General features: G+C 50.6%; 25 protein-coding genes and 1 riboswitch. Of the genes, 18 read left to right on the top strand and 7 right to left on the bottom strand.

The window, feature by feature from the left end; translation table 11 throughout:
- The 4 genes from PY990_RS10360 to PY990_RS10345 form a co-directional block, all read left to right on the top strand.
- A partial coding sequence (locus PY990_RS10360) for a 16S rRNA pseudouridine(516) synthase (RefSeq protein ID WP_275271531.1) occupies positions 1-778 on the top strand: 778 nt, incomplete at its 5' end.
- Positions 779-902: 124 nt separating this feature from the next.
- Positions 903-1,463: an elongation factor P gene (gene efp / locus PY990_RS10355; RefSeq protein ID WP_105026985.1), complete on the top strand. Its 561-nt coding sequence runs from the start codon at positions 903-905 to the stop codon at positions 1,461-1,463.
- Positions 1,464-1,532: 69 nt separating this feature from the next.
- Complete coding sequence (gene earP / locus PY990_RS10350; RefSeq protein WP_275271530.1) at positions 1,533-2,603, top strand: elongation factor P maturation arginine rhamnosyltransferase EarP; 1,071 nt, start codon at positions 1,533-1,535, stop codon at positions 2,601-2,603.
- A 72-nt stretch (positions 2,604-2,675) separates the two neighbouring features.
- Positions 2,676-3,335: a hypothetical protein gene (locus tag PY990_RS10345; protein WP_275271529.1), complete on the top strand. Its 660-nt coding sequence runs from the start codon at positions 2,676-2,678 to the stop codon at positions 3,333-3,335.
- A 14-nt stretch (positions 3,336-3,349) separates the two neighbouring features.
- On the opposite strand, the gene PY990_RS10340 is transcribed toward PY990_RS10345, so the two are convergent.
- The 5 genes from PY990_RS10340 to PY990_RS10320 are packed head-to-tail and all read right to left on the bottom strand — an operon-like array spanning position 3,350 to position 7,508.
- A complete protein-coding gene (locus PY990_RS10340; protein ID WP_275271528.1) occupies positions 3,350-4,246 on the bottom strand; it encodes a tyrosine-type recombinase/integrase in 897 nt (298 codons plus the stop codon).
- On the bottom strand, positions 4,207-4,857 hold the full coding sequence (locus PY990_RS10335) for a DUF484 family protein (protein WP_105026989.1): 651 nt from the start codon (positions 4,855-4,857) through the stop codon (positions 4,207-4,209). Before PY990_RS10335 ends, PY990_RS10340 begins: the two co-directional genes overlap by 40 nt.
- Positions 4,854-5,729: a diaminopimelate epimerase gene (gene dapF / locus PY990_RS10330; protein ID WP_275271527.1), complete on the bottom strand. Its 876-nt coding sequence runs from the start codon at positions 5,727-5,729 to the stop codon at positions 4,854-4,856. The genes PY990_RS10335 and dapF overlap by 4 nt, the downstream gene beginning before the upstream one ends.
- Before the next feature lie 40 nt (positions 5,730-5,769).
- Positions 5,770-6,624, bottom strand: coding sequence for a lysophospholipid acyltransferase family protein (locus tag PY990_RS10325; protein ID WP_105026991.1), 855 nt, complete (start codon positions 6,622-6,624; stop codon positions 5,770-5,772).
- 17 nt (positions 6,625-6,641) lie between these two features.
- Complete coding sequence (locus tag PY990_RS10320) at positions 6,642-7,508, bottom strand: lysophospholipid acyltransferase family protein (protein ID WP_105029680.1); 867 nt, start codon at positions 7,506-7,508, stop codon at positions 6,642-6,644.
- 178 nt (positions 7,509-7,686) lie between these two features.
- On the opposite strand from PY990_RS10320, the gene metK reads away from it, so the two are divergent.
- From metK to metF, 4 genes are all read left to right on the top strand, one after another.
- Positions 7,687-8,853 (top strand): methionine adenosyltransferase, encoded by a 1,167-nt coding sequence (gene metK, locus PY990_RS10315; RefSeq protein WP_105026992.1) that lies wholly within the window; start codon positions 7,687-7,689, stop codon positions 8,851-8,853.
- A gap of 79 nt (positions 8,854-8,932) precedes the next feature.
- A riboswitch (S-adenosyl-L-homocysteine riboswitch) is annotated at positions 8,933-9,015 on the top strand.
- A gap of 31 nt (positions 9,016-9,046) precedes the next feature.
- On the top strand, positions 9,047-10,474 hold the full coding sequence (ahcY, locus tag PY990_RS10310; protein ID WP_105029681.1) for an adenosylhomocysteinase: 1,428 nt from the start codon (positions 9,047-9,049) through the stop codon (positions 10,472-10,474).
- An 18-nt stretch (positions 10,475-10,492) separates the two neighbouring features.
- Positions 10,493-11,293 (top strand): TlyA family RNA methyltransferase, encoded by an 801-nt coding sequence (locus tag PY990_RS10305; RefSeq protein ID WP_275271526.1) that lies wholly within the window; start codon positions 10,493-10,495, stop codon positions 11,291-11,293.
- A 19-nt stretch (positions 11,294-11,312) separates the two neighbouring features.
- Positions 11,313-12,134 (top strand): methylenetetrahydrofolate reductase [NAD(P)H], encoded by an 822-nt coding sequence (gene metF, locus PY990_RS10300; RefSeq protein WP_413789521.1) that lies wholly within the window; start codon positions 11,313-11,315, stop codon positions 12,132-12,134.
- Here the strand turns inward: metF and PY990_RS10295 are convergent.
- On the bottom strand, positions 12,131-12,700 hold the full coding sequence (locus tag PY990_RS10295; RefSeq protein ID WP_275271525.1) for a 5-formyltetrahydrofolate cyclo-ligase: 570 nt from the start codon (positions 12,698-12,700) through the stop codon (positions 12,131-12,133). The genes metF and PY990_RS10295 overlap by 4 nt on opposite strands.
- Between PY990_RS10295 and PY990_RS10290 the strand changes: the two genes are divergently transcribed.
- The 6 genes from PY990_RS10290 to PY990_RS10265 all read left to right on the top strand — a co-directional run bounded on the left by PY990_RS10290 (position 12,699) and on the right by PY990_RS10265 (position 20,655).
- Positions 12,699-14,690, top strand: coding sequence for a lytic transglycosylase domain-containing protein (locus tag PY990_RS10290; RefSeq protein ID WP_275271524.1), 1,992 nt, complete (start codon positions 12,699-12,701; stop codon positions 14,688-14,690). The two genes, PY990_RS10295 and PY990_RS10290, sit on opposite strands and share 2 nt — an antisense overlap.
- A 19-nt stretch (positions 14,691-14,709) precedes the next feature.
- On the top strand, positions 14,710-15,684 hold the full coding sequence (locus tag PY990_RS10285) for a complex I NDUFA9 subunit family protein (RefSeq protein ID WP_275271523.1): 975 nt from the start codon (positions 14,710-14,712) through the stop codon (positions 15,682-15,684).
- A gap of 123 nt (positions 15,685-15,807) precedes the next feature.
- On the top strand, positions 15,808-16,989 hold the full coding sequence (locus tag PY990_RS10280) for an aspartate aminotransferase family protein (protein ID WP_413789520.1): 1,182 nt from the start codon (positions 15,808-15,810) through the stop codon (positions 16,987-16,989).
- A 37-nt stretch (positions 16,990-17,026) separates the two neighbouring features.
- Positions 17,027-17,938 (top strand): ornithine carbamoyltransferase, encoded by a 912-nt coding sequence (gene argF / locus PY990_RS10275; RefSeq protein WP_275271521.1) that lies wholly within the window; start codon positions 17,027-17,029, stop codon positions 17,936-17,938.
- 35 nt (positions 17,939-17,973) lie between these two features.
- Entirely contained in the window at positions 17,974-19,203 is a 1,230-nt protein-coding gene (locus PY990_RS10270) for an argininosuccinate synthase (RefSeq protein WP_275271520.1), read from the top strand.
- A gap of 60 nt (positions 19,204-19,263) precedes the next feature.
- Positions 19,264-20,655 (top strand): hypothetical protein, encoded by a 1,392-nt coding sequence (locus tag PY990_RS10265; RefSeq protein ID WP_275271519.1) that lies wholly within the window; start codon positions 19,264-19,266, stop codon positions 20,653-20,655.
- On the opposite strand, the gene murB is transcribed toward PY990_RS10265, so the two are convergent.
- On the bottom strand, positions 20,574-21,626 hold the full coding sequence (gene murB / locus PY990_RS10260; protein ID WP_275271518.1) for a UDP-N-acetylmuramate dehydrogenase: 1,053 nt from the start codon (positions 21,624-21,626) through the stop codon (positions 20,574-20,576). The two genes, PY990_RS10265 and murB, sit on opposite strands and share 82 nt — an antisense overlap.
- Positions 21,627-21,677: 51 nt before the next feature.
- Between murB and PY990_RS10255 the strand changes: the two genes are divergently transcribed.
- Genes PY990_RS10255 through PY990_RS10240 form a run of 4 tightly spaced genes read left to right on the top strand, consistent with a single transcriptional unit; the run spans position 21,678 to position 26,548 of the window.
- The gene (locus tag PY990_RS10255) at positions 21,678-22,163 is read left to right on the top strand and encodes a YajQ family cyclic di-GMP-binding protein (RefSeq protein ID WP_105027003.1); all 486 of its coding nucleotides are present in this window, start codon (positions 21,678-21,680) and stop codon (positions 22,161-22,163) included.
- 20 nt (positions 22,164-22,183) lie between these two features.
- Complete coding sequence (locus PY990_RS10250; protein ID WP_275271517.1) at positions 22,184-22,786, top strand: hypothetical protein; 603 nt, start codon at positions 22,184-22,186, stop codon at positions 22,784-22,786.
- 48 nt (positions 22,787-22,834) lie between these two features.
- Positions 22,835-25,549: an aminopeptidase N gene (gene pepN / locus PY990_RS10245; RefSeq protein WP_275271516.1), complete on the top strand. Its 2,715-nt coding sequence runs from the start codon at positions 22,835-22,837 to the stop codon at positions 25,547-25,549.
- A 24-nt stretch (positions 25,550-25,573) separates the two neighbouring features.
- On the top strand, positions 25,574-26,548 hold the full coding sequence (locus tag PY990_RS10240) for a class 1 fructose-bisphosphatase (protein WP_275271515.1): 975 nt from the start codon (positions 25,574-25,576) through the stop codon (positions 26,546-26,548).
- The last annotated feature ends 47 nt before the right edge of the window (positions 26,549-26,595 follow it).

The following is a 26,595-nucleotide window of genomic DNA, read 5'->3' as shown; positions in this document are numbered from 1 at the left end:
TCCACCTGTCAAACACTTTTGGCAAATAAATTCAAAGAATCTTCATATGAAAGTTAGACCGAGCGTAAAAATACTGCAATCACAAGGACTTGGCAGCCGTCGTGAATGTGAAAATATTTTCTGGAATTCCGAGATTTTTCGCGACGGAATTCAGATCGACCCTGAAATCGATGAAATTTCTTTGGGAGATACCCTGTTAATTGACGGAAAAAGCTTCGAAATCACCCAGCACAAGTATGTGCTGATGCACAAACCTTCGGGCTATGAGACTTCTCACCTGCCCAGTCACAATCCATCGGTATTTGATCTATTGCCAAAGCACTATATAAAGCGCGGGCTACAGGCAGCCGGGAGACTGGATGTAGACACAACCGGGCTTTTGCTGTTTTCAGATGACGGTCAGTTTATTCATCGGCTGATAAGTGGGAAGGTGGGCACCAAACAGGAGGTGGAGAAAATCTATGAGGTGACCGGCGCGCGCCCATTCACAGAGTTGCAGTTGCAACGATTGCTTGAGGGTGTTGATCTGGATGACGAGCCAGAAATTATTTACGCCAGCAGAGCCACCCTGTTAGAAGATGGGAGACTGGAGTTGGGTATTACTACAGGCAAGTATCATCAGGTCAAACGAATGGTAGCCGCAGTTGGAAATCATGTAGAGGCACTGCACCGACGAGTGGTCGGCCCCTACGAATTGCCGACAGACTTGGCCGCTGGCTCCTATATAGAAGTAGACCCAAGCCCGGTGTTAAACAGGAACACATCGAAAACAGTCTGAATTAAAAGGCTTTATTTCCCTTCAACCCCTCAAAAATGCCCTAAATTCACACGCGAAGATGTGTTGTGCCAACAAACACTTCGAGTACAATACGGGGCTTAAATTTTAAATCCTCATCAAACTCATGAAAACAGCACAAGAAGTTCGCCTAGGCAACGTGGTTATGGTTGGCAAAGACCCCATGGTGGTTTTGAAAACCGAATACAACAAATCAGGCCGCAACGCCGCCGTTGTAAAAATGAAAATGAAAAACCTGCTGACCGGTGCAGGCATGGAAAGCGTTTACAAAGCGGACGAGAAGTTCGAACTATTGGTGCTGGAACGCAAGGAAGTGACTTATTCCTACTTTGCGGACCCAATGTATGTGTTTATGGATGCGGATTACAACCAGTACGAGGTAGAAGCCGAAAACATGGGCGACGCTTTGAACTATCTGGACGACGGCATGGAATGCGAAGTGGTGTTCTACGACGGCAAGGCACTTTCTGTGGAATTGCCAACCAGCTTGGTGCGTGAAGTCGAGTACACAGAACCAGCCGTACGTGGGGACACATCGGGCAAGATCATGAAAGCAGCCCGCATTAAGCCCACCAGCTTTGAAATTCAGGTACCCGCATTCGTTGAAATTGGCGACAAGATTGAGATTGACACGCGCACTGCAGAATACCGCGCACGCGTGAAGTGATTATTCCATTTGAGATGAAAAACATGGGGCCCCACTTGGGGCCCTTTGTATTTTCAGGTTTGAGGCTCTATGCACATTGGTATTGTTTGCAAGGTAATCGATAATTTCGGCGATGCTGGCTTTTCCCTTCGCTTGGCGAAAGCACTGGCTGCGAAGGGCCATTGCGTGGATTTGTTTCACGATGAGCCAGCCACTTTTCAGGCGCTGTATCCGCACTCGGTCAACGATAACCTCAGGCTAATCGATGCGGTCAAGACGAACATCGAAACCGAGTATCGACAAACGCCAGATCTGATTCTAGAGCCATTCGGAACTTCAAGTGGGCAAACTGCATGCCGCTTTGATCTAGCGCTTAAAAGCCGTTTTCCCCGCACCCCTTGGTTGCTGATTGACTATCTTTCGTGTGAAAAATGGATTGAAAGCTTTCACCTGAACACATCAACAGACCCAATCACTGGGCACGTTACCACCTTTTTTTATCCCGGCTTTACCGACAAAACCGGGGGACTGATTCATTGCGACTTCCCTACTCGCCTGGCTGGAAAACAGCAATCAACAAACAATACCGGTCTGAATGTTTTCGTTTTCGCCTATCCAAACGCACCTATTCGAAAGCTGATTGATCTCTGTAATTCAATTAACACCCCGGAATACGCAATAAAAATTGGACTGGCAGGGAATGTTTTAGCACCTGAACTGGAGGATTGTGCCCACCAGATCCCCTTCGTCGCACAAAGTGAATTTGATGAATTGTTGGCGCAATATGATGTGTTGTTTGTGAGGGGAGAAGACTCGTTTGTGAGGGCTCAACTGGCGGGAAAACCATTCATTTGGCAAATTTACCCGACCGAAGACAATGCACACACCGAAAAACTTGCCTGCTTTTACGATGTGTATGCAAGCGGGCTTGGTGCAGATTGTAGATTGGCGCTTTGGAACTGCTGGTTGGCCTGGAACTGTATTGATACAACGGTAGATTTTGGCAAAGCTTGGATTAATCTTTTGCCGCATTTGCCGGAATTACAAATCCATGCGATCACGTGGCAAGCACAACTTCTTCAGGGTAGAGAACTTGTAAAGGAAGTTCTTACATGGCGCGGTTTGCAGACTCCTACTTTGAACGAAAAGACTGATTTATAAGGCTTTTTTCATCAAAAGGAGACTCAATGGAAAGACAGAAACTGAATTCAGGTTTAACGCTTGGATTCAGCAATGTTGTCATTTCTTCTCTCTCTGGGTTTGGGTTTTGGTTCAATTGACCAGACACAATTGCCTGCACACCAAGTTGAACAGATTGCCAGGGAAGTCATGATGGAACTGGAGGTGGAAATGCGAACCAAACCCTCCCTGATCGTGACGGAACGTCCCGAACCCACACCACTGGGTGCCTTGGCTTATGCCAACGGAAAATGCGTAGTCATTGTGAATACAAATGAGACTGCATGGGCGCAGTGGGGGCGATTCCTGAACGAATCCAATCGCGCCCACTGGCAGCAAATTATCGCTGCATCAGTGGCCCACGAGATGGGACACTGCTTTCGGGAAAGCCGCTCTTTCGTCGCCAACTACGAGGTGGATGAAGATGAGTTCAAAGGGATTCAAAACACAGGGGGTTTTGGTCCGAAACCAGAGATGGTTTACAAACAAGAGCTGTTCGCTGACACCGTAGCCATTCTGTATGCCAAAGAGAATGCAGGAAACGACGCTGATTACGTGATTGAATCGATGATTCAGGCTCGAGAAAAATTCAGCGCCAATGACCCAACACACAACACGGCAAAGATGCTCAACCGATTGATTGCCGCAAAAATGACACGTCAAGGCGATGAGACTTTGGGTTTGGCGGCTACACGTTTGCTTTCTGCGCTATAAAAGCTGAAAGACTTTTATTTGGCTCGCGGAAAAGCATTGTCGTACACGGTGGAAAGGTGGTCAAAATCCAGGGCCGTGTAGACCTGAGTAGACGCGATCGAAGCATGCCCCAACAATTCCTGAACGGCCCGCAGATTTTGAGTACCTTGCAGCAAATGACTTCCAAATGAGTGACGCAACATGTGGGGGTGTAAATGTTGCCCCAAACCGCAATTTGCAGCATGGTTTGCGATGTCTCGCTGTGCTTGCCTGACAGTCAACGCTTGCCCTTTGGCAGACACGAACAGGGAGGTTTCTTGCCCCCTTCCATGTTTAAGCAAGTGACTTTGGCGGGGTTCAACAAATTCCCTGAGACGAGCCTGCAATGTGTCGACCACAGGCACAATGCGGGCCTTGTTCCCCTTACCGATAACCCTCAATTCTGCAGATCCATTCAAGGCCTCAGCTTGAAGCATCAAGGCCTCGCTGATTCGCAGCCCCGTGCAATACAGCAATTCAATCAGTACATGGGCCTGCGCAAAACGGAATTCCTGCGGAAGCGGCAGAGCAAGCAACGCAGCCAAGGCGTCAACTCCCACTGCCTTGGGCAGGGCCCTGGGTAGTTTGGGAGTTTTCAGCCCCAACGTGGGATCAATTTCAATAACGCCGTTGTTCAGTAAATATTTGAAAAATCCCCGCCAGCTTGAGGCCACACGTGCCAGGCTGGCAGGTGCAGCACCGTTTGCATGGCGCTGAGCAAGAATTGATTTAAGTGCTGTGGGGGTAACTTGCTGTGGTGGATTGATGATCAACAACAAGTCACGCTGAGCGGCCTTTACAGAATTTTCGCTGTAACGCCGCTCCAGCCGCAGAAAATCCAGATAACGTTGAATCAGGATTGCGTGTTCTGGAGTCTGCTCAGCGCGGCGCATGCGGTTTCAGCCAGAGTATTCAGAAAATCAGTTTCCAGGGTTGGCGAGAAGCGGTCTTTGTCGGGGGAACCAAATCCCAGGCAACCGAAGGTTACCGGACTGGCGCCGACACGCAAAGGGATCAGTACCACTGAACGTGGAACCACATCTTCACCTTCAAAAACCGAGAGTGTCGGTGCATTCTCGGCAAATCCGCAGTAAAGATTCTTCATGCTATCGATGAGCGTTTTGTCAGAATCGTGGACTTCAGAATTGTCCTCACCCCACAGTTGTAAACGAACTATGGGAACCACAAATTTTTTCTTGATTGCCTCGACCAATACAGTGGGCAAATCACCCGCGTTTTTGACTGTGAGCAAAGTGCGGGTAATCGATTGAAGGTTGTCAATAATCGCTTGATTCTCGACAGCTGCGTGGGTCATTTCGACCACCCGGTGCTCAAGCGACTTAACCTTTTCGCGCATGGTTTGAACTTGACGTTCGTGCAGCGATGCCACGTTCCCGGTGCTTTGCTCTGGCAGTTTAATAAAAGCGAGAATTCCTGGATTCTTGATCAAGAAATCAGGGTGTGCTTTCAGAAAATCGGCAACCTGAACGGCCTCGTCAGTCATAAGTAAAACTCTCCTTCGAAAACTGTTTGTGCTGGACCTGTCATCAAGACATCACTGTCCTGCTGGCCACTCCACTCAATGGTGAGGGTTCCACCGGCTTTGACAACGTCTACGCGCTCGGCGATTAGTCCCATTTTCATACCTACGACGGCAGCTGCACACGCCCCGGTTCCACAAGCGAGGGTTTCGCCCACCCCACGCTCATACACGCGAAGATGAACCCGACTGCGGTCTACGATATGAAGAAAGCCCACGTTAACCCGCTCAGGGAAACGGGGGTGCGATTCGAGTGTGGCGCCCAAGCGCTGAACCAAATCATCGGAGGCTGGTTGATCCAAGAGAACAACGACGTGGGGATTCCCCATAGAAGCGACTCCAACCCACAACTCTTCCAGATCAGAACCCGAGTCAACGGGGAGTTTGTATTGTGTCAGGCCACCTACCTTACGACTGGAAAGGCCCTCCGCAATGAACGGTACCTTGCCGGGATTAAGCTGCGCAGGCCCCATATTCACTTTGACCCAATTGTGTTTGATCAACTCGGGCTGAATGATGCCAGCGAGAGTTTCAACGGTAATTTGATTTTTCCGGGTCAACCCTTTGTCGAACACATATTGCGCAAAACAGCGCGCGCCATTGCCACACTGCTGAACTTCCTGACCATCTGCATTGAAAATTCGGTACTTGAAATCGGCAAGGTCGGAAGACTCGACGATAAGAACCTGGTCAGCGCCGACGCCAAAATGGCGGTCGGCAAGCCGCTTGATCAGCCCGGGGCTGAGGTCTAGTTGACCCGCGCAGTTGTCCAGTACAACGAAATCGTTGCCCGCACCGTGCATTTTGGTGAACTTGAGTGTATTCAAAGTTGCCATCGTCGCTTTATCAAAGACCGTGGTGTATTGATCTGAAGTGTCAGTATATTCTGGACTCGCCGGCCGGGCGGGTTTTGAACCGCTTGTGCAACCACAAGTATTGCGGAATGTTGTCTTTCACCCAAGACTCGATGAGATGATTCATCAGCTGCGTTGATTCAGCGTCGTCGTCCAAGGGAAAGTTGGGTAACGGTGCATGAATATGAATGCTGTATCGACCCTTGCTGTATTTGGTGGTAACCGGTACAACTTGCGCCTGAAGCAGCCTGGACAACCGGGCCACCGCGGTGACCGTGGCAGCTTTGACCCCAAAAAAGTCGACAAATACAGAGTCGCGCTCACCGAAATCCATGTCGGGCAAATAGTACAAAGGGCGCCCTTTTTTCATCGCGGCCAGCAATGGACGCACGCCCTGTTGGCGGGACAACAGTAGTTGGTCGCCAAACTTTGAACGTCCTTGCAATATCAACGAATTCAACACGGGATTTTTTTGGTTTGAATACATGGTGACCATGTCGATTTCAAGACACAGTCGACTCCAAGCTGCATCGAGCCCTAGAAAATGTGGAGCCAGAAAAATAGTTGGAGACGCCGAGTCAAGAATAGCCAAGCCTTCCGGGTTCTCAATTCGCACCCGATCACGCACTACCCTTTCATTGCCTGACCACAGCCAAGCCCTGTCCAGAAAAGTACGAAGGTAAAAGTAGATGTGAACCATGGCCCAACGGATGCGCTGGAGAATGGACGAATCAGGAAAACACAAGGAAAGGTTGGTGAGTGCGACCATTCGGCGCTCACGCGCCAGGGCGAACAACAACATGGCCAACAACGTCGAAATTGATGAGGAAATGAGCCGATAAGCAAAAAATGGTAACCGCGCGAGTGCAAACCACATTGAGATCAGAAATTGAGTCACGATTGCCCTTGCTGGCCCTGTTGGCCTTTGGGAGGTTTGTAACGTTCATAGCCCCAATAATACTGCTCAGGGTGCATCAGAATAAGCTTTTCCATGGCGGCATTCACTTGAGTGGCCGCCTCAACAGGGTCTGCACTGAGCGACTCGGGACCTTGATACAACTCAAGACAAAAACCTTGTCCTCCCGGCTTTCTGTAACCAATTGCCAAAACAATTGATGCGCCGGTCGCGTGGTGGAGTCGGCCCGGCAAGGTCATGGTATACGCAGGCTGACCAAACATGGGTGCCCAAACACCCTCTCCATGAGCTGGAACTTGGTCAGGCAACATTCCAACGGCTTCTCCGCGCTTTAGCGCCTTCAGCAGGATTTTCACACCACCCAACGTAGTGGGCGCAAGGGCAACATTATCGCGCGCACGGCTGTCCTCAATAATGTGTTGAAGTTCCGCCTTGCGATTGGGTCGATACAACACTGTAATGGGTGCACGAGTTGAGAATATTTGGGCGGTTGATTCAAAACTTCCCATGTGCGGTGTGAGAAAAATAATGCCTTTCCCCTTTGCCTGGGCCCTTTCAACCACATCCCAGCCGGTGATGTCAGTGCATCGCGCCGCGCCTTGCTGCGTAGACAAGCCCCAAAGAAAAGGAAGCTCCAGTAGCGCCATTCCGGCATGCTGGACTGAACCCTTCACAGCGGCGACACGTGCCGATTCGTTATGCGGAAAGGCAATTTTGGAGTGAATTTCAATTTTGCGACGGTAACTGGCCGACAAACCATATACCGCCCACCCCAACCATGCACCAAGTGTGTGCAGGACAGGCAAAGGAAAAACCGATAACGCTTTGAACAAATTTTTGATCATGGGGCAGATTGTAACCAGTACGTGCTTTGCCTTCGTCCCCAAATGTTGTATATTTCCCAAGTTCGCTGAGTTAAATGACAACTTGCGGGGCGAACTAAAACAAATCTGCTAAAGCGTCGCCGGGCTTCAAACGAACATGGCGGCCATAATAACCCCTTGTTTATTTGGAGCTTTTTTAATGTCTAACGAATTTTTCTTCACTTCTGAGTCTGTCTCGGAAGGCCACCCAGACAAGGTCGCCGACCAAATTTCTGACGCGGTTTTAGATGCAATTCTCGAACAAGACCCCACCGCACGGGTAGCTGCTGAAACGCTAACCAACACGGGTTTGGTGGTAATGGCTGGCGAGATCACGACCACCGCCCAGGTGAACTACATCGACGTAGCCCGCGAAACACTGAAAAAAATTGGCTACGACAACGGCGATTTCGGCATCGATTACAAAAGCTGCGCGGTGATGGTGTGCTACGACCGCCAAAGTCCAGACATTGCTCAAGGTGTAGACAAAGCGCACGACAATGACCTGGACCAAGGCGCTGGTGATCAAGGTTTGATGTTTGGTTACGCAGTGAACGAAACCCGCGAATTGATGCCACTGGCCATCAGCCTTTCACACCAACTGGTTCAACGCCAGAGCCTGCTTCGCAAGGATGGCCGCCTGTCTTGGCTGCGTCCGGATGCAAAATCACAAGTGACAATCAAGTACGTTGACGGAAAGCCTTTCTGTATCGACACCGTAGTGCTTTCAACCCAGCATTCACCGGATATCGAGCTGGCGACCCTGCGCGAAGCAGTGATTGAAGAGGTGATCAAGCCGGTGCTGCCCAAGGAACTGGTGAAAGGAAATATCAACTTTTTGGTAAACCCAACAGGACGATTTGTGATTGGCGGCCCTCAGGGTGACTGTGGTTTGACAGGTCGAAAAATTATTGTTGACACCTATGGCGGCGCAGCTCCTCACGGTGGTGGTGCATTCTCGGGCAAAGACCCGTCCAAAGTAGACCGCTCTGCGGCTTATGCAGGTCGCTATGTGGCCAAGAACATTGTTGCAGCAGGCTTGGCTGAGAAGTGTTTGGTTCAGGTGAGCTACGCCATCGGCGTGGCACGCCCTACTTCGATCATGGTGAATACTTTCGGCACCGGAAAAATTGAGGACAGTGCAATTACTGAATTGGTGAGCGCCCACTTCGACCTGCGCCCCAAGGGGATTGTACAAATGCTGGATTTGCTGCGCCCAATTTATGCGAAAACAGCAGCTTATGGACACTTTGGCCGCGAAGAACCAGAATTCAGCTGGGAACGCACAGACAAGGCGGAGGCTTTGAAGGCCGCTGCTGGAGTTTGACGGGAAACGCAGGCTGATCAGGAAGATGCGAGCATGAATACCGCTTGGTCTTCCTGAGCCAACCCTGTTACAATTTATGCCGTTCGAGGAGCGTTGCGACACACCCATGCTTTTTTGGGGTGCTAGGCTCGAACAAGAAATAAACAACGGCGCTCACGCTTCTTTCTTTATGAACTTTAAAAAGGAGGGCGTGATGAACGCCATTGCAAAACCTATCACCGCTAACGGCGAAAACGATTTTTTCGTAGCCGACTTGTCTCAGGCCGATTTTGGCCGCAAAGAAATCGCGATTGCAGAAACCGAAATGCCTGGCTTGATGGCCATTCGCAAGGAATTTGCTGCATCCCAGCCTTTGAAAGGTGCCCGCATTACCGGTTCACTGCACATGACCATTCAAACAGCTGTGCTGATTGAAACCCTGGCAGCACTGGGCGCAGAAGTACGTTGGGCCTCTTGCAACATCTATTCAACACAAGACCATGCAGCCGCCGCAATTGCAGCAGCTGGCATTCCTGTGTTTGCGTTCAAGGGCGAATCACTGACCGACTACTGGCACTTCACCCACCGCATTTTCGAATGGGCAGATGGTGGTTATTCCAACATGATTCTGGACGATGGCGGCGACGCAACCATGTTGCTGCACCTGGGCACCAAGGCTGAGAAAGACATCAGCGTTCTGAACAACCCAGGCAGCGAAGAAGAAATTTGCTTGTTCGAATCAATTAAGAAAACGCTGAAAACTGACCCCACTTGGTACTCCAAGCGCCTGAAAGAGATCAAGGGCGTGACTGAAGAAACCACAACTGGCGTTCACCGTTTGTACGAAATGCACAAGAAGGGCGAATTGGCCTTCCCAGCCATTAACGTGAACGATTCTGTGACCAAGTCAAAGTTCGACAACCTGTATGGCTGCCGTGAATCGCTGGTTGACGGTATCAAGCGTGCAACCGACGTAATGATTGCAGGCAAAGTGGCAGTTGTGGCTGGTTACGGCGACGTGGGCAAAGGGTCTGCACAGGCATTGCGTGCCTTGTCAGCCCAGGTTTGGGTGACTGAAATTGACCCAATTTGCGCTTTGCAAGCTGCGATGGAAGGCTACCGCGTGGTGACGATGGATTACGCAGCCGACAAGGCAGACATTTTCGTGACGGCCACAGGCAACAAAGACATCATTACCCACGACCACATGGTGAAAATGAAAGATCAAGCGATTGTTTGTAACATTGGTCACTTCGACAATGAAATTGACATCGCCAGCGTGAAAAAATACCAGTGGGAGAACATCAAGCCACAGGTTGACCACATTATTTTCCCGGACGGTAAGCGCATCATCATGTTGGCTGAAGGCCGCTTGGTGAACTTGGGCTGCGGTACTGGTCACCCCTCTTTCGTGATGTCTTCAAGCTTTGCCAACCAAACCATTGCACAAATCGAGCTGTGGACGCAAAACGAGAAGTACCCAGTGGGTGTATATGTACTACCCAAGCACCTGGATGAAAAAGTGGCTCGCCTGCACTTGATGAAAATTGGCGCCCAGTTGACAGAACTTAGCCCAGCGCAAGCAAGCTACATTGGCGTGAAGCAAGACGGCCCTTACAAGCCTGATCACTACCGCTATTAATCCTGGAAAGAACCACCTTTGCGCGCTGACCTTGCCTTGGTTGCAAAAGGCCTGTGCCCCTCTCGGGCACAGGCTCAAAGCTTGATCGAGCAAGGAAAAGTGTTGGTGCGTAACGGTGTGGTTCAAGCACCTGTTGCTGTAAAAAAAGCATCGCAGCAAATCGAACCATTCATGACTCTTGAATTGATTGACTGCGATGCACCCAGTTTTGTGTCGCGTGGTGGATTGAAGTTGCATCATGCACTTGAACACACCCAGATTGAGGTCAACGCAAAGCGCTGCATCGACCTGGGACAATCCACGGGTGGTTTTACGGACTGCCTTCTGCAAAAGGGTGCATTGAGTGTGGTGGGTATTGACGTTGGACGGGATCAGTTACACCCTCGTTTGAGAGCACACCATGCTGTGATCGCCATGGAAGGCGTCAACCTCTACAAGGTAAATACCATTGATCTTGAACAGGAAATCGCTGCGCTGAAACCCGAGTTCATGCCATTTGACATTGCTGTGGCAGATTTGAGCTTTATCTCTCTGCGCAAGGTATTGCCCAATATCGCAAAGCTGATGCCTGCCTCATGTGAAGGTTTGTTTTTGGTTAAACCTCAATTTGAAGTTGGACCTGAAAATATCGGGAAAAGTGGTTTGGTAAAAAATCTCGATGACCTTATCGAGCAGTTGGAAGACGATGTAAAAACTTGCTGCACCCAACTCAATTTGACTGTGAAAGATTTTTTCCAGTGCGAGTTAAAAGGGGGCGACGGCAATCAAGAATATTTTGTGTACGCAGCGAAAAATATCGATGTTGCGACAAACCAATAACTCTGTGAATGAAAACACCATGATGAACATCAGCTTTGAGTTTTTCCCCGCGAAAACAGATGAAGGTGCTGAAAAACTGCGCGCCACGCGTGAAAAACTGTCTGAAAGAAAGCCAGAGTTTTTTTCAGTGACATTCGGGGCGGGTGGCACTACCCAAGACGGAACACTGTCCACCGTGCTTGAAATCAAGGCAGCGGGTGAAGAAGCTGCACCGCATTTGTCATGTGTTGGATCTTCCAAGGAAAAAGTAGCAGCATTGCTAAAGCAGTACAAAGAACACGGAATCAAGCGTATTGTTGCGCTTCGCGGTGACTTGCCCTCGGGTATGTTGGAAACGGGTTCGTTTCGATATGCGAGCGAGTTGGTTGAGTTTATTCGACAGGAAACAGGCGATCACTTTTTTATTGAAGTTGCCGCCTATCCCGAAACCCACCCGCAAGCAAAAAGCCCGACTGCCGATGTGGACGCTTTTGTACACAAGGTAAATTGCGGCGCAAACTCTGCCATTACCCAGTATTTTTTCAATCTGGATGCATTTTTGTACTTCCGGGATCAAGTGCAACATCGCATTTCGATTCCGCTGATTCCTGGCATCATGCCTGTGACCAATTTTAGTCAGCTTGCTCGTTTTTCAGATGCATGTGGTGCGGAAATTCCGCGATGGATGCGCAACCGCCTGCAGCATTTCGGCGATGATCGCGAGTCGATTCGAGCATTCGGACTGGAAGTTGTCTCGAACCTGTGTGAACAACTAATTAGGGAAGGCGCACCCGGACTGCACTTCTACACCATGAACAATGCGCAGCCAACCTTGTCTATTCTGGATCAAATCGGTTATTAAGCAGTGCCTGAGCGAGAGAATATCAGCTCTCGCTCAGTGAGCAAATAATCGAGCAACTTGTCGTGTTGTTCTGAGAAGTTATTTCTAGATTCGGTGACAGCATAAGCCACACCAACGGTAATTGGCTTGACTGGCATTTGATTCAAGGTTCGATCATACCAACCTGCGCCATATCCGAGACGAGCTCCCGCGCGGTGGAAAGCAAGACAAGGAACAATCAACACTTCGGGCTGAACCCAGGATTTGGATTTTGGAACTGGAATATCGTATCGGCCAAGCTCCATTTCCATGTCTGGCGCGAACTGCGCAAATTTCAAGAATGGGCCTGTTGGCGACTCACAACACACCGGCAAGGCCCACCGAAAGCCTTGGAGCGCCAAATTATTCATGATGCTCAGTACATTCGGCTCACCGCGTGTGGGATAGAACAGACCTACAGTGCAAGGCTGGAATGTTTGGAGTAGAGTTATCAGAGATGCCGAAATTTCTTGGCTAAGCGAGTTGATTTCTTCGGGCTGGAGCCGATTTCGATAAGCCAGAGCAATTTGCCGCAATGATTTTTTCATGACAGGAACAATGACAATTTCTCACTACATTTCACGTTGGGTATCGCTACCCTTGCTTGCCTTGGGTGCCATGGCATTTCAACCCGCTTTGGCCAACAAAGAGACGGATGCAGAGTTAATTACACAGATCAAATCTGCCTATGCAGATGGCGCATACGACAAGTTTAACCGCTTGGTTTCTGAATTGCCGCAAAAAAGTATATTCAGACCCTACGTGGACATCTGGCAGTTTCGCTTTTTTCAGAAAGGGGTGGAGAAACAATTTCCCGATCGAGAAGTGGTGTGGAACAAGTCGGAAATACTGCCTCTGCTGAACAAACATGACAACAGCTGGCCAGCCGAAACATTGAGACGAGACTGGCTTGAGCAACTGGCGCGAACAGCCCAGTGGACTGATTTCGCAGAGCAGCGACAACACCTGCGCTACCGCCCAGATCAAGGTGTTGAGTGTGCTGATTTGATGCACGCAGCAGAGCAGGGACAGTTAGTGAGATACAAACTGGATGCTGTGGTGAGTTTTGATAAACGCCTACCTAAAACATGTCGGGTTCTTCTGAAAAATCTGTACAAACTGGGTGGTGTTAGCGCACAAGACCTGGATCGCCATGTGCTGCAAATGGTAGCAGCAAACCAGCTGACCAGCGCAATCAAGTTTGTTGACGAGTTCGAAGACACGGCCTGGGGAAAAGCAATCGACAGCGCCACCTTGCGAGAGGCTGTTTTCAATCCCGACAAATACCTGAAATCGTCAAGCCAAACTGCCGAAACAGACCTGCACTTGACAGGTGCACTGGCCAGAAAAGCAGTGGAGGACTATGAGCGTGTTGCGCGACAAATGACTGAAAATTATCAGGGCAAACTTTCACCCAGCTCTGAGCAATGGCTTTGGGCGCATGTGGGCTACCGTGCCGGCCTGGTCTGGGACAGAAACGCCCTGACCTACTTCAAGCGCAGCAAACCTGAAGTAATGAGCCAGGAACAACAAGAGTGGAAGGTGCGCTCGGCTCTGCTTTTGGAGGATTGGAATTCCGTGCTTCAGGCCACCAACGAGATGAGTCCAAATGTAAAAGAAGACAAGGCTTGGACCTATTGGCGCGGACGTGCACTGGCCCAATCAGGCAAGTTGGTTGAAGCCAGGCAAGAATGGATCAAAGCCAGCAGTCCATTCTCTTTCTACGGGAAACTGGCCCATGAAGAACTAGGCGACTCAGTCACGGCCCCAAAGCGCCCCGAATTATTAAGCGCAGCCGAGTTGGACTGGGCAAAAAAACACCCTGGATTGTTGCGTGCACTGGCACTTTACGATGCAGGCCTGCGCACCGAGGGCTTCTGGGAATTCAATCTACAAGTTGCGCAAATGAACGACCGGCAGTTGCTTGCTGCTGCGACTTGGGCTGAACGCAATCAACTCTATGACCGGGCAATTGCAGCAGCAGACAGAACCGAGATTGAACACGATTTGGGTTTAAGATACCTGACTCCCTTCCGCGAGAACATGCGGGCGAAAACCCGGGAAATTGGTGTGGATGAATCCTGGGTATACGGCTTGATTCGCCAGGAATCGCGCTTTGTGACCATTGCGCGTTCTGGCGTAGGAGCCAGTGGCTTAATGCAAGTTATGCCTGCCACAGCCAAGTATGTGGCGAAAAAAATCGGCATGTCCGACTTCAAGCCTGCTGACATTACCGAAATTGAGACCAACCTGACTTTGGGCACCAGCTACCTGAAAATGGTATTTGAGCAACACGACCAATCACCAGTGCTTGCTTCTGCGGGTTACAACGCGGGCCCAAGCCGCCCTGCCCTGTGGAAACGTCGCCTGGGCGACCGGAAGATTGAGGGGGCTATTTTTGCGGAATTGATCCCGTTTGACGAAACACGCGGTTACGTAAAGAACGTAATGTCTAACACCGTGGCTTATTCCCTGCTGTTGAACAATGCCTCGATCCCTTTGAAACAAAGACTGGGTATCATCTACGGATCCAAGTAATCAGGTGAATGCTGTTTCTATGAGTAAGACAAAAAATGTATTGGTGATCGGTGGTTCGGGATTTCTGGGCCAAGCCGTTTGTAATCAACTGGCCAAAGCCGGTTACCGAATTACCGTGCCTACGCGCCGCTATGACAAGGCAAAGCATCTGCTGACACTACCAACGTGCCAAATTATTGAAGCAAATATCCATGATCGCGCCACACTGGGTCGCCTTGTGTCGGGGCAAGACATTGTCGTGAATTTGCTTGGTGTGCTGCACAGCAAACCCGGTAAACCTTACGGCCAAAACTTTCGGGTCAACCACGTTGAATTCCCCAAAGCCTTGTGCACAGCTATGTCCAAGCATGGCGCCAAACGAATTGTTCACATCAGCGCATTGGGTGTCGGTGTACAAAACCCGGCGCCGTCCATGTACCTGCGCTCCAAAACCGACGGCGAAGCTGTAGTCAAAGACAGCGGACTGGCCTGGACAATTCTTCGTCCTTCGGTGGTGTTCGGTCGTGAGGACAAGTTTCTTAATACATTCGCCTCACTGGCAAAGATCGCGCCCTTCATTCCATTGGCCGGTGCTGACGCACGCTTCCAGCCAGTTTCGGTCAGTGATGTGGCCAAAGCCGTGTTCGCATGCGTGGAAGATCAAGGCAAAGACACCCTGCACAACACCTATGATTTGGTGGGTACCGAGATTTTCACCCTGAAAGAGTTAGTTAAGCTTTCGGCCCGCGCTGTTGGAAAAAACCCGTTGGTATTTGGTATTCCTGACTTTGCTGCGAAGGTTCAAGCGTTTTTGATGGAGCTGGCACCGGGTGAGCCACTGATGAGTCGAGACAACGTCGACTCCATGAAAATCGACAATATTCGAACCTCGGGCAGAACTTTCCCTCTACCAAGCTACGAATGCTTGTCGGTAGTTGCCCATGAATACCTCAGGGCCAAGCACTTGCCCTCTGATCTGGATGAATTTAGGACCCGGGCTCATCGCCAAGACTAGCCCTTAAGCCTTGATTCGTCGTACAATTTCGCTTTGCACAACGCAGCCGCACGTCGACCGATTGGCTGCGTTTGTTTTTAGAATCCGCGTTTTGCCTGAACACTGCTGATAGAGAGTTTTAACGTGACAGACCACTTAATGAAAACTTACGCCCGCCAGCCCATTGCTTTCACTCATGGTGATGGCGCTTGGATGTGGTCAACTGATGGCAAAAAGTACCTGGATGGCTTGTCCGGTATCGCAGTGAATGGTTTGGGTCACAATCATCCGAAGCTGGTGAAAGCCATTTCTGAGCAGGCAGGCAAACTGATTCACACCTCGAATTTGTACGGCGTGGTTGAGCAATCAAATCTTGCTGATCGCCTGTGCGAAATTTCAGGTATGGACGAGGCTTTCTTTTGCAACTCGGGCGCTGAAGCGAACGAGGCGGCCATCAAACTGGCCAAATATTATGGCCACAAGAAAGGCATAGAAAACGCAAAGATTATTGTGATGGAACGCGCTTGGCACGGCCGTACCTTGGCCACACTTGCTGCCACGGACAGCCCCAAGGCCAAGGTTGGGTTTGGCGACCTGCCGAGCGGGTTTGTACGCGTACCCTATAAAAACTTCGCAGCAATTGAACAGGCGGCAGACGACAACCCCGAAATCCAGGCCGTTCTACTGGAAGTTTTGCAGGGCGAAGGCGGTATCAATGTGGCCGATACAGAATATTTACAAGCCCTGCGCAAGTTGTGTACCGCCAAAGGCTGGCTGTTGATGATCGACGAAGTGCAAAGTGGTATTGGCCGCACTGGCAAGTGGTTTGGTTACCAGCATGCTGGCATTCAGCCCGATGTAATCACCTTGGCCAAGGGGTTGGGTTCAGGCGTGCCAATTGGCGCGTGCCTGGCCTGGGGCCCTGCTGCTGGCGTATTCACGCCAGGAACACACGGCACCACTTTTGGTGGTGGCCCACTGGTGTCTGTGGCGGCACTGGCCACCATCCAGATCATGGAAGAAGAAGGCTTGCTGGCTCATTCCGAGCAAATGGGCCAGTTGATTCGCGCCATTTTATCCCGTGAACTTGCCGGTATCGCCGGTGTGAAAGACATTCGCGGTCGCGGCCTGATGGTTGGAGTTGAATTGTGGAAACCCTGTGGCGAACTGGTTGCTATCGCGCGGGACAAAGGTTTGATCATTAACGTAACCCGAGACAATGTGGTGCGCCTGTTGCCACCACTGGTGATTAAAAAAGAAGAAGCAGAGACGCTGGCCATGGAATTGGCCCCTTTAATTAAAGCGTTTCTTGAACAATCCGCGTAAGGAGGAGCCGGCCTGCCAGGCAAGCCGGTCTACAAAAATGCCTATCAAACATTTTTTGCAGTTCAACGACATCAGCAAAGACGAGTTCGAGTACTTGATGCAATCGTCTCGCGATGTGAAAGCGAGGTTCAAGCGTTACGAGCCCTACTACCCGCTGCAAGACCGTACCTTGGTCATGATTTTCGAGAAGGCGTCCACCCGAACAAGGCTTAGCTTTGAAGCGGGTATGCACCAGTTGGGTGGTTCAGCCATCTACCTGAACACCAAAGATTCGCAACTGGGTCGTGGTGAGCCGGTTGAGGATGCAGCACAGGTTATTTCACGTATGTGCGACATCGTGATGATTCGTACCTACGAGCAGGAAATTATTGAACGATTTGCAGCCAACAGCCGAGTACCAGTCATCAATGGCTTGACCAATGAATACCACCCTTGTCAAATTTTGGCGGACATTTTTACCTTCATTGAACACCGCGGCAGCATTCAAGGCAAAACGGTGGCTTGGGTAGGCGATGGCAACAACATGTGCGCCACCTGGTTGCAAGCGGCTGAATTGCTGGACTTCAAGGTAAACATTTCCACGCCAAGCGATTACAACATTGATCCGGCAAAAACCAATATCAAAGGTACTCACCACGAGTGGTTTGAAGACCCAATGGACGCCTGCAAAGGCGCTGACTTGGTGACCACCGACGTTTGGACCAGCATGGGCTTCGAGAATGAAAACAAAGCCCGCCGCCGCGCGTTTGCCGATTTTCAGGTAGACACTGAAATGATGGATGTGGCCAACCCGAAGGCCCTATTCATGCATTGCCTGCCCGCTCACCGTGGCGAGGAAGTGGCAGCCGAAGTGATTGACGGGCCGAAAAGTGTGGTGTGGGACGAGGCGGAAAACCGCCTGCACACCCAGAAGGCCCTAATGGAATTCCTTTTGTTGGGCCGCAAGTAAGCGGACCTGTAACAACCCTTTTTGAATCGAGAACCATGAGCGACATCAACAAAGTAGTACTCGCCTATTCAGGCGGTTTGGACACATCAGTCATTTTGAAATGGCTGCAAGACACCTACGGGTGCGAAATCGTTACATTCACGGCCGATCTGGGTCAGGGTGAAGAACTGGAACCCGCGCGCCAAAAAGCACTGAAGTTCGGTATCAAGCCAGAGAATATTTATATCGACGACGTACGTGAAGAATTCGTACGCGATTTCGTGTTCCCCATGTTCCGCGCCAACACTGTGTACGAAGGTGAATACCTGTTGGGCACATCGATTGCACGCCCCTTGATCGCCAAGCGATTAATCGATATTGCGCGTGAAACCGGCGCAGATGCCATTTCACACGGCGCAACCGGCAAGGGCAACGATCAGGTTCGCTTCGAGCTGGGCGCTTACGCACTGATGCCTGGCGTGAAAATCATCGCCCCATGGCGCGAGTGGGACTTGTTGAGCCGCGAGAAGCTTCTGAAGTACGCAGAGGATGCCGGCATTGAAATCGACATGAAGCACAAGAAAGGCGGTGCACCCTACTCCATGGACGCCAACCTGCTGCACATCAGCTTTGAAGGCCGCCACCTGGAAAACCCCAGCGCAGAAGCCGAAGAGGCCATGTGGCGCTGGACAGTCAGCCCCGAAGCGGCCCCCGATCAAGCCGAGTACTTGGACATTGAATACGAAAAAGGCGATATCGTTGCACTGAATGGCAAGAAAATGAGCCCTGCAACTGTGCTGACCGAACTGAACCGATTGGGTGGCAAACATGGGATCGGCCGCCTTGACTTGGTAGAAAACCGCTACGTGGGCATGAAGAGCCGCGGCTGCTACGAAACCCCGGGCGGTACCATCATGTTGAAGGCCCACCGTGCGATTGAATCCATCACCTTGGACCGGGAAGTGGCCCACTTGAAAGATGATTTGATGCCCCGCTACGCCAGCATGATCTACAACGGCTACTGGTGGGCACCAGAGCGCGTAGCACTTCAAACCCTGATCGACCACACTCAAAATACTGTGAATGGCTGGGTACGCGTGAAATTGTACAAAGGCAATGTGATTGTGGTGGCCCGCGATTCGAAAACAGATTCACTGTTTGATCAGAACATTGCAACCTTTGACGAAGACGGTGGCGCCTACAACCAGGCCGACGCAGGTGGTTTCATCAAATTGAATGCCCTGCGTATGCGAATTGCAGCCAATGCCAAACTAAAACGCGGCTGAGCGATTCACTTGTCGTGAATCAGGTTTGAAAACCGCCACCCACACGGTGGCGGTTTTTTTATGCCTGCGAATTTGACCGTGAATGGAACATTGCTGGAGCAAGGGCCACTTAGCAGGGGTAGGGTTCTAAATTCAAAAGCGCATATGCACTTCGAAAAACTGCTGTTTTCCGCCATTCTGGTTGCATTCGGCTTGACTGTCACGTCAACCACAGCTGCGGCTGTGACACATTTTGCTGACCTTGGTTTTGCCGCACACCCCAACTCTGTGATGGCTGAAATCGGAAAACCGGTCACGTTGTCAGTATTAATCAAGGGGCCCGTCAAATCAATTCAATGGCGGCTAAACCGCGTGCCAATAGCCGGCGCAACGCAGCAAAGTTTCGAAATCGTCTCGGTGGAAAAGAAAATTGACCCTGATGAATATGATGTAGTGATTCAGGATGCATTTGGCAACAGCGTAACCAGCGAAAAAGCCGTTGTGACGGGACTTGAACCTGATTCGAATCAACTGCTCATTGAATCAAGACGAGTCGAATCGCTGAAACTTCAATCCATCTTCAATTTGGTCCATGTGTTTGATCAAGTGTCTGCCCGAATCTCGGAACCCTTGCCAATTTGGGACATGCGCAAATCAGCAGTATCCATGTATTTCGACGGCTGTCACGACAAAGTAAAAGCTGAGCTGGTTACACCGGTGCGCAATGCCGAATCTCTTCATGAGGCCCTGAAACTGGAAATGAATTCCTGCTTCATTCAAAAAACCGATGGACTGGGAAACGAAATGGGGGCGCTGGTGAGCGGCACCTTCATTCAGTCCAGAAAAGTCGACAAACAAAATAACAAAGATATTCTCAAGTTAGAGAAATTCGCGAAAAACCTGAAACTCAGCTTTCCCCATGCGAGTCAGAAAAAAAGAGCCACACTCGACTTTGATATTGTTCTGGATGGGAAACTGGTGCGAACCACTGAATTCGAGCAATCCAACACCAAAAACATGAGGATCAAAGACGAATACTCGTGGAGCAAAGGCACAAAAATCGAAAATCCTCAGTCCGGGGTCAAAGCTGTCTTTGTCTCCGGCAGCTATGTAAAGGAAAACTTCGGGTATCTCGAACATCAGCAATTTTACCCAAGCAGGGAAACCGAATTTTTCAACAAACTGAGAATCAAAATTGGCAATGACGATGTGCTAATTCATGGTTTAGTCAACAAGGTGATTGACGGCGACACAATTCATCGGTCTGGCAACTTCAACCTGCACATCAACGGCAAACTGATTCTGAGTGCACCAAGCGAGATGGCTTCCCTACTCAGATTTACCGGAAATTTGCCAATTTCACCAAAGCTCAACGGCTTTTTTATCAATGATCATGTGCCTGGTGTGGTCGCCTCTGAGAAGCCTGGGATCAAATTGGGCTCTGGCTCAATTAACACACCATACTTGCGCTGAACACTGGATTGCACATGCCGAACCAGTTGCAACAAGTCACTGCCACTTCCCTGCCCCAAGTTCACCAGAATCAGGGCTTGCCTGCTGTAAACACCCACACCACCCAGCACGTGCCCCTTCAAACCACATTGCTCAATCAACCACCCGGCAGCTAACTTGACCTGGCCATGGTCAGCCGGGTAGTGGACCAAATTTGGAAACTGCTGAACAAGGGCCTTGGCTTGTGCAGCGCCAACAATTGGATTCTTGAAAAAACTGCCACTGTTACCCAATACGGCAGGGTCTGGCAGCTTCTGTGTACGTATGGCACTTACCGCCTTCAACAGATTCATGGGGGTAACTGATCCCAATTCAGCCACACGCTGAGCCACATCCCCATACCCCAACACAGGCTGCCATTGTACGGGTAAGGCAAAATCTACTGCCGTGATCACATAACGTCCCTGCGCAGCATGCTTGAAAACACTGTCACGATATGAAAACTCGCATTCATCCAGATTGAAAATGCATTCTTTTTGAACATCCAGATCAAATGCGTGCACCGCTGAAACGCGGTCCTTGAGTTCAACGCCATAGGCCCCAATATTCTGAACAGGGCTTGCACCCACACAGCCCGGAATCAGGGCGAGGTTTTCCAGCCCGCCCCAACCCATGGCCACAGTCCACTCGACTGTTTGATGCCAGTTTTCGCCCGCCTGCACCCGCACATGGTGAAAAACACCATCGCAGCCCAAATACTGTCGGCCTTTTAAGGCAACTTTCCAAACCGTTGCGTCCACCAGTGGGCTGGTAAACACCGTGTTGCTGCCCTCGCCCAGCAACAAAAATGGCTGGCCTTCTTGCCGGGCGCGAGCAAAAGCCAGCAAATCGGACAGACTGCCCAACAAACGCAACTCGCGGGCACGGGCTGGTAAACCAAAGGTATGCAAGGGTTGCAGATCGACGCTGTGGGTGGCAGTGAGGGCTGACATAGGGAGTGGTCTAGCGATTACAATGAGGCATTATGCTTGAAGGAATGAACTATGCCGTCTTTTGATGTGGTCTGCAAACCGGACTTGATCGAATTGCGCAACGCGGTCGATCAGGTGAACAAGGAAATTGGTACCCGCTTTGATTTCAAGGGGTCTGATTCCAAAGTTGAATTGAACGAGAACACCATCATGGTGTATGCCGACGATGACTTCAAATTGGAGCAGGTCGCCGAGATTATTCGCAACAAATGTGCAAAGCGCAACGTAGATGTACGCTTTCTGACATTTGACAAAAAAGAAAAGATCTCTGGCGACAAGATCAAGCAAACCGTGACGGTTAAAAACGGACTGGACAAGGACCTGGCCAAGCAGGTTGTGAAAGAAATCAAAGACAGCAAAATGAAAGTACAGGCCAGTATTCAAGGCGATACTGTGCGCATTCAAGGCGCAAAGCGCGATGACTTGCAAAGTGCAATTGCCTTGCTGAAACAGAAGGTGACTGAAACACCTTTGGGTTTCGAAAACTTCCGCGACTAAACAACCTCGAAGGATACGCCATGAGCGCAGACCATTCACACGATCACGATCATGAACACGGCCCGGATTGCGGCCACAACCACGATGTGGTGTACAACAAAGTAGTAAAGGCCAACCACAAGGTGGCTGCCGTATTGCTTCGCAATGCAAAAACCATTGAACTGACTTTTGATGAACGCCAGGAAGTACCTCACGATGTGAAAGCCACCGACGGCAGCACCCTGATTTGCCATTTGCACGACACCGTGGAGGTGGGCGACAAACTGGTGTCAAACACCAATGAATGGGCGATTGTGGCGGCTGCTCAAGAAGAATTGTTTGAAGTGGTACGTGGCCAAAAAGGCTTCGAAGAATTTCTGCATGTAGCAGGCCTTAACTTTTGGCCGGTGCAGTTAAATGAAAAAGGCGCGCGCGTTGTGGCAAGCCATGAATGCATGCACATGCTGGAGCATTTTGAGTTGAAATTCAGCACACTGACTGCACCCATGCTGGAAATTGTGGTGCCTGAACTGAAAAACCACGATTGCTGTGACCACGACCATGAGCATGGTCACGATCATGGGCACTCGCATGCGCATGCGCATGAACACAAGCATGGTCCGGATTGCGGCCACGAACACTAACAAGCAACAACACCTAGCAGCAACATTGCAGTAAGAGGATTTCCAGGCATGAGAGACGCACAAGCACCCATCACCTTTTATCGCAAGGACTACACCGCGCCGAACTACAAAATCAGTCGCACCGATTTGACGTTCACGCTGAACCCTTCGCGCACCAAGGTGGCAAGTCGCCTGGAGTTTGAAGTGTGGGCCCATTCAAACCCTGACAACCTTCCACTTGAACTGGATGGGGAAGATCTTGAGCTGGATCAGGTGTTGCTCAATGGTGAAAAGCTGGACGCCACTCGCTACACTCAAAGCCAAACAGGCCTGACCATTCACAACCCTGGTCGCGAAGGCGTTCTGGAAATTACTGTTTACATTCAACCCGACCAAAACACGCGGCTTGAAGGTTTGTATGTCTCCAACGGCAATTTTTTCACGCAATGCGAGGCCCAGGGGTTCAGGCGTATTACTTATTTTCCTGATCGCCCGGATGTTCTTAGCCAGTTTACAGTCACACTGATTGCCAACGAGGCCACGCACCCGGTCAGCTTGTCCAATGGCAACTTGATTGAAGAAAAGAAACTGGGCGAAGGCTTGCACATGACTAGCTGGGAAGACCCATTTCCCAAGCCTGCTTACCTGTTTGCCTTGGTGGCCGGTCGCTTTGTGTGCCAGGAAGAAACAGTGAAAAAAGGCAACGGCAAGCCAGCACTGTTGCAAGTGTGGGTTGAGCCAGGCAACTTGGATAAAACCGACTTTGCCATGCAAAGCTTGAAGAAGTCGATTGACTGGGACCGTGAACGGTTTGGCCTTGAACTGGATTTGGACCGTTTCATGATTGTGGCGACCGCCGATTTCAATATGGGCGCCATGGAAAACAAGGGTTTGAATATTTTCAACACCAAGTTCGTTTTTGCCAATCCAGAATTGGCTACCGATGTTGATTTCGAGAATGTTGAAAGCGTGGTCGGCCACGAATACTTTCACAACTGGACAGGCAACCGGGTGACCTGCCGGGACTGGTTTCAACTCTCGTTAAAAGAGGGCTTGACTGTATTTCGCGACCAAGAGTTTTCCGCAGACATGATGGCCGAAGGGCTTGATGAAGTGCAGGCAGATTCTGCACGCGCGGTGAAACGGATTGAAGATGTAAAGGTGCTTCGCGCCGCACAGTTTCCTGAGGATGCTGGCCCTATGGCGCATCCCATACGACCCGACAGTTATCAGGAAATCAATAATTTCTACACTGTGACCGTGTATGAGAAAGGCGCTGAAGTTATTCGCATGCAACACACCCTGCTGGGCGAACAATTGTTTCAGCGCGGCATGCAAATTTATTTTGAACGTCACGACGGCCAAGCTGTGACCTGTGAAGATTTTGTCGGCGCCATGGAAACCGCCTTGCAGGAGGCCCACCCGGAACTGGATTTGAAGCAGTTTCGCCATTGGTATTCACAGGCAGGAACCCCAGAGGTATCGGCTAGCTGGACTCAAACCAACGGCCAACTGGCATTGACCTTGAAGCAAAACTGCCGCCCTACGCCAGGCCAAGCGATCAAACCCGCCTTTCACATTCCTGTGAAATTGGGTTTTGTAGAAAAAGCCAGTGGTCGCGATGTGCCCTTGCAGCTGGAAAGCAATACGAACGCGCTACATGGCGATGTACTTGACTTTACAGAATCCACGCAGACATTCGTATTCACTGGGTTGGATAAACCGGTGGTGCCCTCGCTGCTTCGCAGCTTTTCTGCACCAGTTATTTTACAATCCGCCCACACTACGGATGACCTTATCTTTTTGGCGGGTCACGACAACGACCCATTCAATCGTTGGGATGCCTGTCAAAAAATTTATGGCAAAGCGATTCTGGACATTTACCTTCAGCGCGGGCTTACCGATGGCGCAAACACCCAGGCCGCCGTGCAAATTGTGGAAAACTTGCTGAAAGACAAACAGTTGTCTGACGGCTTCTTGGCTGTGGCATTGCAATTGCCCAGTGAGGGAACACTGCTTGAGGCATTTGACGGACTCGTAGACCCAGTTGCGATGCATTTTGCACGCACAACCTTGCGCGATTTATTGGCGTGTACTTTCGGGGCAGACTTCAAGGCGATCTACGATGCACGCAATTTGACAGGGCAGCCCTACACCTACAACGCAGTGGCCGCCAGCCAGCGTGCGTTGAAAAATGTGGCATTGGCCTATTTGGTGGCCGCAGGCGGGGACGAAGAAATGAATGTGGCGAAGGCTCAATATGCGGCCTCCAACAACATGACTGACAGAATGGCGGCGCTTAGCAATATTGTGCACAACGGACCAGGCAACCCGCCTGAATTGGCTGAGTTTTTTGAACGCTTCAAGAATGAAGCGCTGGCCGTGGATAAATGGTTTATGTTGCAGGCCACCGTACCGGCCAGCAATGAAAACGTGAACACTTTGCAAACAGTGCGTGAACTGCTGAAGCACCCTTCATTCACTCTGAAGAACCCGAATCGCGCTCGCTCCCTTTTGGCTGCTTTTGCAATGCAAAACCCCAGTGTATTTCACTCACATTCAGGTGATGGTTATGCCCTGTGGGCCGACCTTGTGATTGAGTTGAACACCATTAACCCACAAGTAGCAGCGCGCATGGCACGTGGGCTGGACCGCTGGACAAAACTGGTGCCAGCACTGCAGGAAAAAGCACACAAGCAACTTGAACGTGTCCTGGACACAGACAAGTTGTCGCCAGATGTTCGCGAAGTGATCGGCAAAGCGCTGGACGCGGCCACCCATTGATTTTGAAATGAACAGAGGACAACGATGAGTATGAATTTGGCGCAATACCTTGAGCACCACGCAGATGCGCACATGGGTGTGTTGATCTCGGCCATTGCCGATGTGTCGCAATCCATTTCCGCCGCAGTTCACAAAGGAGCGCTGGGCGGCGTATTGGGCAGTGCAGGTTCAGAAAACGTGCAAGGCGAAACCCAGAAAAAGCTCGATATTATTGCCAATGACATGATTCTGGATGCGCTTGCTGCAACCGGCGTGGTGGCAGGCATGGCCTCTGAAGAACTGGACGACTGCTCGCCTGTACCCGGGCATTCGGATCGCCCGTTCCTGGTACTGTTCGACCCGCTGGATGGCTCCAGCAATATCGACGTGAACGTGTCGATTGGCACTATTTTCTCAGTTCTGCCCAATCCTGACGTTGGTGAAATTACCAACGAAAGCTTCCTGCAACCTGGCACCGAGCAACTGGCAGCGGGTTACGTGGTGTACGGCCCGCAAACTTCGCTGGTGCTGACCTTTGGCAAGGGTGTGGTGGCCTTTACACTCGATCGCGAGGCTGGTGAGTACATTCAGACCAGCGAAAGCATGGATGTGCCCGAAGACACCAAGGAATTCGCCATCAATATGTCGAATCAGCGTCACTGGTATAAACCAGTGCAGCGTTACATCACTGAATTGCTGGAGGGAAAAACCGGCGTGCGCGGCAAAGACTTCAACATGCGATGGATTGCATCCATGGTGGCCGATGTGCACCGAGTACTGACCCGGGGAGGTATTTTCATGTACCCCAAAGACCTGCGCGACCCCAACAAGCCAGGCAAACTGCGCCTGATGTACGAAGCCAACCCGATGAGTATGCTGGTGGAGCAAGCTGGCGGCAAAAGCTTCGATGCAACCCAGCGTATTCTGGACATACAGCCTACCGATTTACACCAACGCTGCGCGGTGATGCTGGGATCGGCCAATGAAGTACAACGAGTCAGTGATTATCACAAAGATTAACTCAGCGTCGTTTGCTGGCTGGTTGCCAAACTTATTGGCTGAACTTA

It is taken from the genome of Limnobacter olei, assembly GCF_029087225.1.
Lineage (GTDB): Bacteria > Pseudomonadota > Gammaproteobacteria > Burkholderiales > Burkholderiaceae_B > Limnobacter > Limnobacter olei.
The sequence above is the reverse complement of the archived record's forward strand: the minus strand, read 5'-3'. Positions and strand labels throughout refer to the sequence as shown.

Coding starts and splice junctions, on each gene's coding strand:
- PY990_RS10250 (WP_275271517.1), top strand. CDS start 22,184: ATGAGCGCAGACCATTCACACGATCACGATCATGAACACGGCCCGGAT.
- PY990_RS10295 (WP_275271525.1), bottom strand. CDS start 12,700: ATGAAAAAATCATTGCGGCAAATTGCTCTGGCTTATCGAAATCGGCTC.
- PY990_RS10240 (WP_275271515.1), top strand. CDS start 25,574: ATGAGTATGAATTTGGCGCAATACCTTGAGCACCACGCAGATGCGCAC.
- argF (WP_275271521.1), top strand. CDS start 17,027: ATGCCTATCAAACATTTTTTGCAGTTCAACGACATCAGCAAAGACGAG.
- PY990_RS10340 (WP_275271528.1), bottom strand. CDS start 4,246: ATGCGCCGCGCTGAGCAGACTCCAGAACACGCAATCCTGATTCAACGT.
- efp (WP_105026985.1), top strand. CDS start 903: ATGAAAACAGCACAAGAAGTTCGCCTAGGCAACGTGGTTATGGTTGGC.
- PY990_RS10290 (WP_275271524.1), top strand. CDS start 12,699: ATGACAGGAACAATGACAATTTCTCACTACATTTCACGTTGGGTATCG.
- PY990_RS10345 (WP_275271529.1), top strand. CDS start 2,676: ATGTTGTCATTTCTTCTCTCTCTGGGTTTGGGTTTTGGTTCAATTGAC.
- metF (WP_413789521.1), top strand. CDS start 11,313: ATGATGAACATCAGCTTTGAGTTTTTCCCCGCGAAAACAGATGAAGGT.
- PY990_RS10265 (WP_275271519.1), top strand. CDS start 19,264: ATGCCTGCGAATTTGACCGTGAATGGAACATTGCTGGAGCAAGGGCCA.
- PY990_RS10255 (WP_105027003.1), top strand. CDS start 21,678: ATGCCGTCTTTTGATGTGGTCTGCAAACCGGACTTGATCGAATTGCGC.
- PY990_RS10285 (WP_275271523.1), top strand. CDS start 14,710: ATGAGTAAGACAAAAAATGTATTGGTGATCGGTGGTTCGGGATTTCTG.
- metK (WP_105026992.1), top strand. CDS start 7,687: ATGTCTAACGAATTTTTCTTCACTTCTGAGTCTGTCTCGGAAGGCCAC.
- earP (WP_275271530.1), top strand. CDS start 1,533: ATGCACATTGGTATTGTTTGCAAGGTAATCGATAATTTCGGCGATGCT.
- ahcY (WP_105029681.1), top strand. CDS start 9,047: ATGAACGCCATTGCAAAACCTATCACCGCTAACGGCGAAAACGATTTT.
- murB (WP_275271518.1), bottom strand. CDS start 21,626: ATGTCAGCCCTCACTGCCACCCACAGCGTCGATCTGCAACCCTTGCAT.
- pepN (WP_275271516.1), top strand. CDS start 22,835: ATGAGAGACGCACAAGCACCCATCACCTTTTATCGCAAGGACTACACC.
- PY990_RS10320 (WP_105029680.1), bottom strand. CDS start 7,508: ATGATCAAAAATTTGTTCAAAGCGTTATCGGTTTTTCCTTTGCCTGTC.
- PY990_RS10325 (WP_105026991.1), bottom strand. CDS start 6,624: ATGTGGTTTGCACTCGCGCGGTTACCATTTTTTGCTTATCGGCTCATT.
- PY990_RS10335 (WP_105026989.1), bottom strand. CDS start 4,857: ATGACTGACGAGGCCGTTCAGGTTGCCGATTTTCTGAAAGCACACCCT.
- PY990_RS10270 (WP_275271520.1), top strand. CDS start 17,974: ATGAGCGACATCAACAAAGTAGTACTCGCCTATTCAGGCGGTTTGGAC.
- dapF (WP_275271527.1), bottom strand. CDS start 5,729: ATGGCAACTTTGAATACACTCAAGTTCACCAAAATGCACGGTGCGGGC.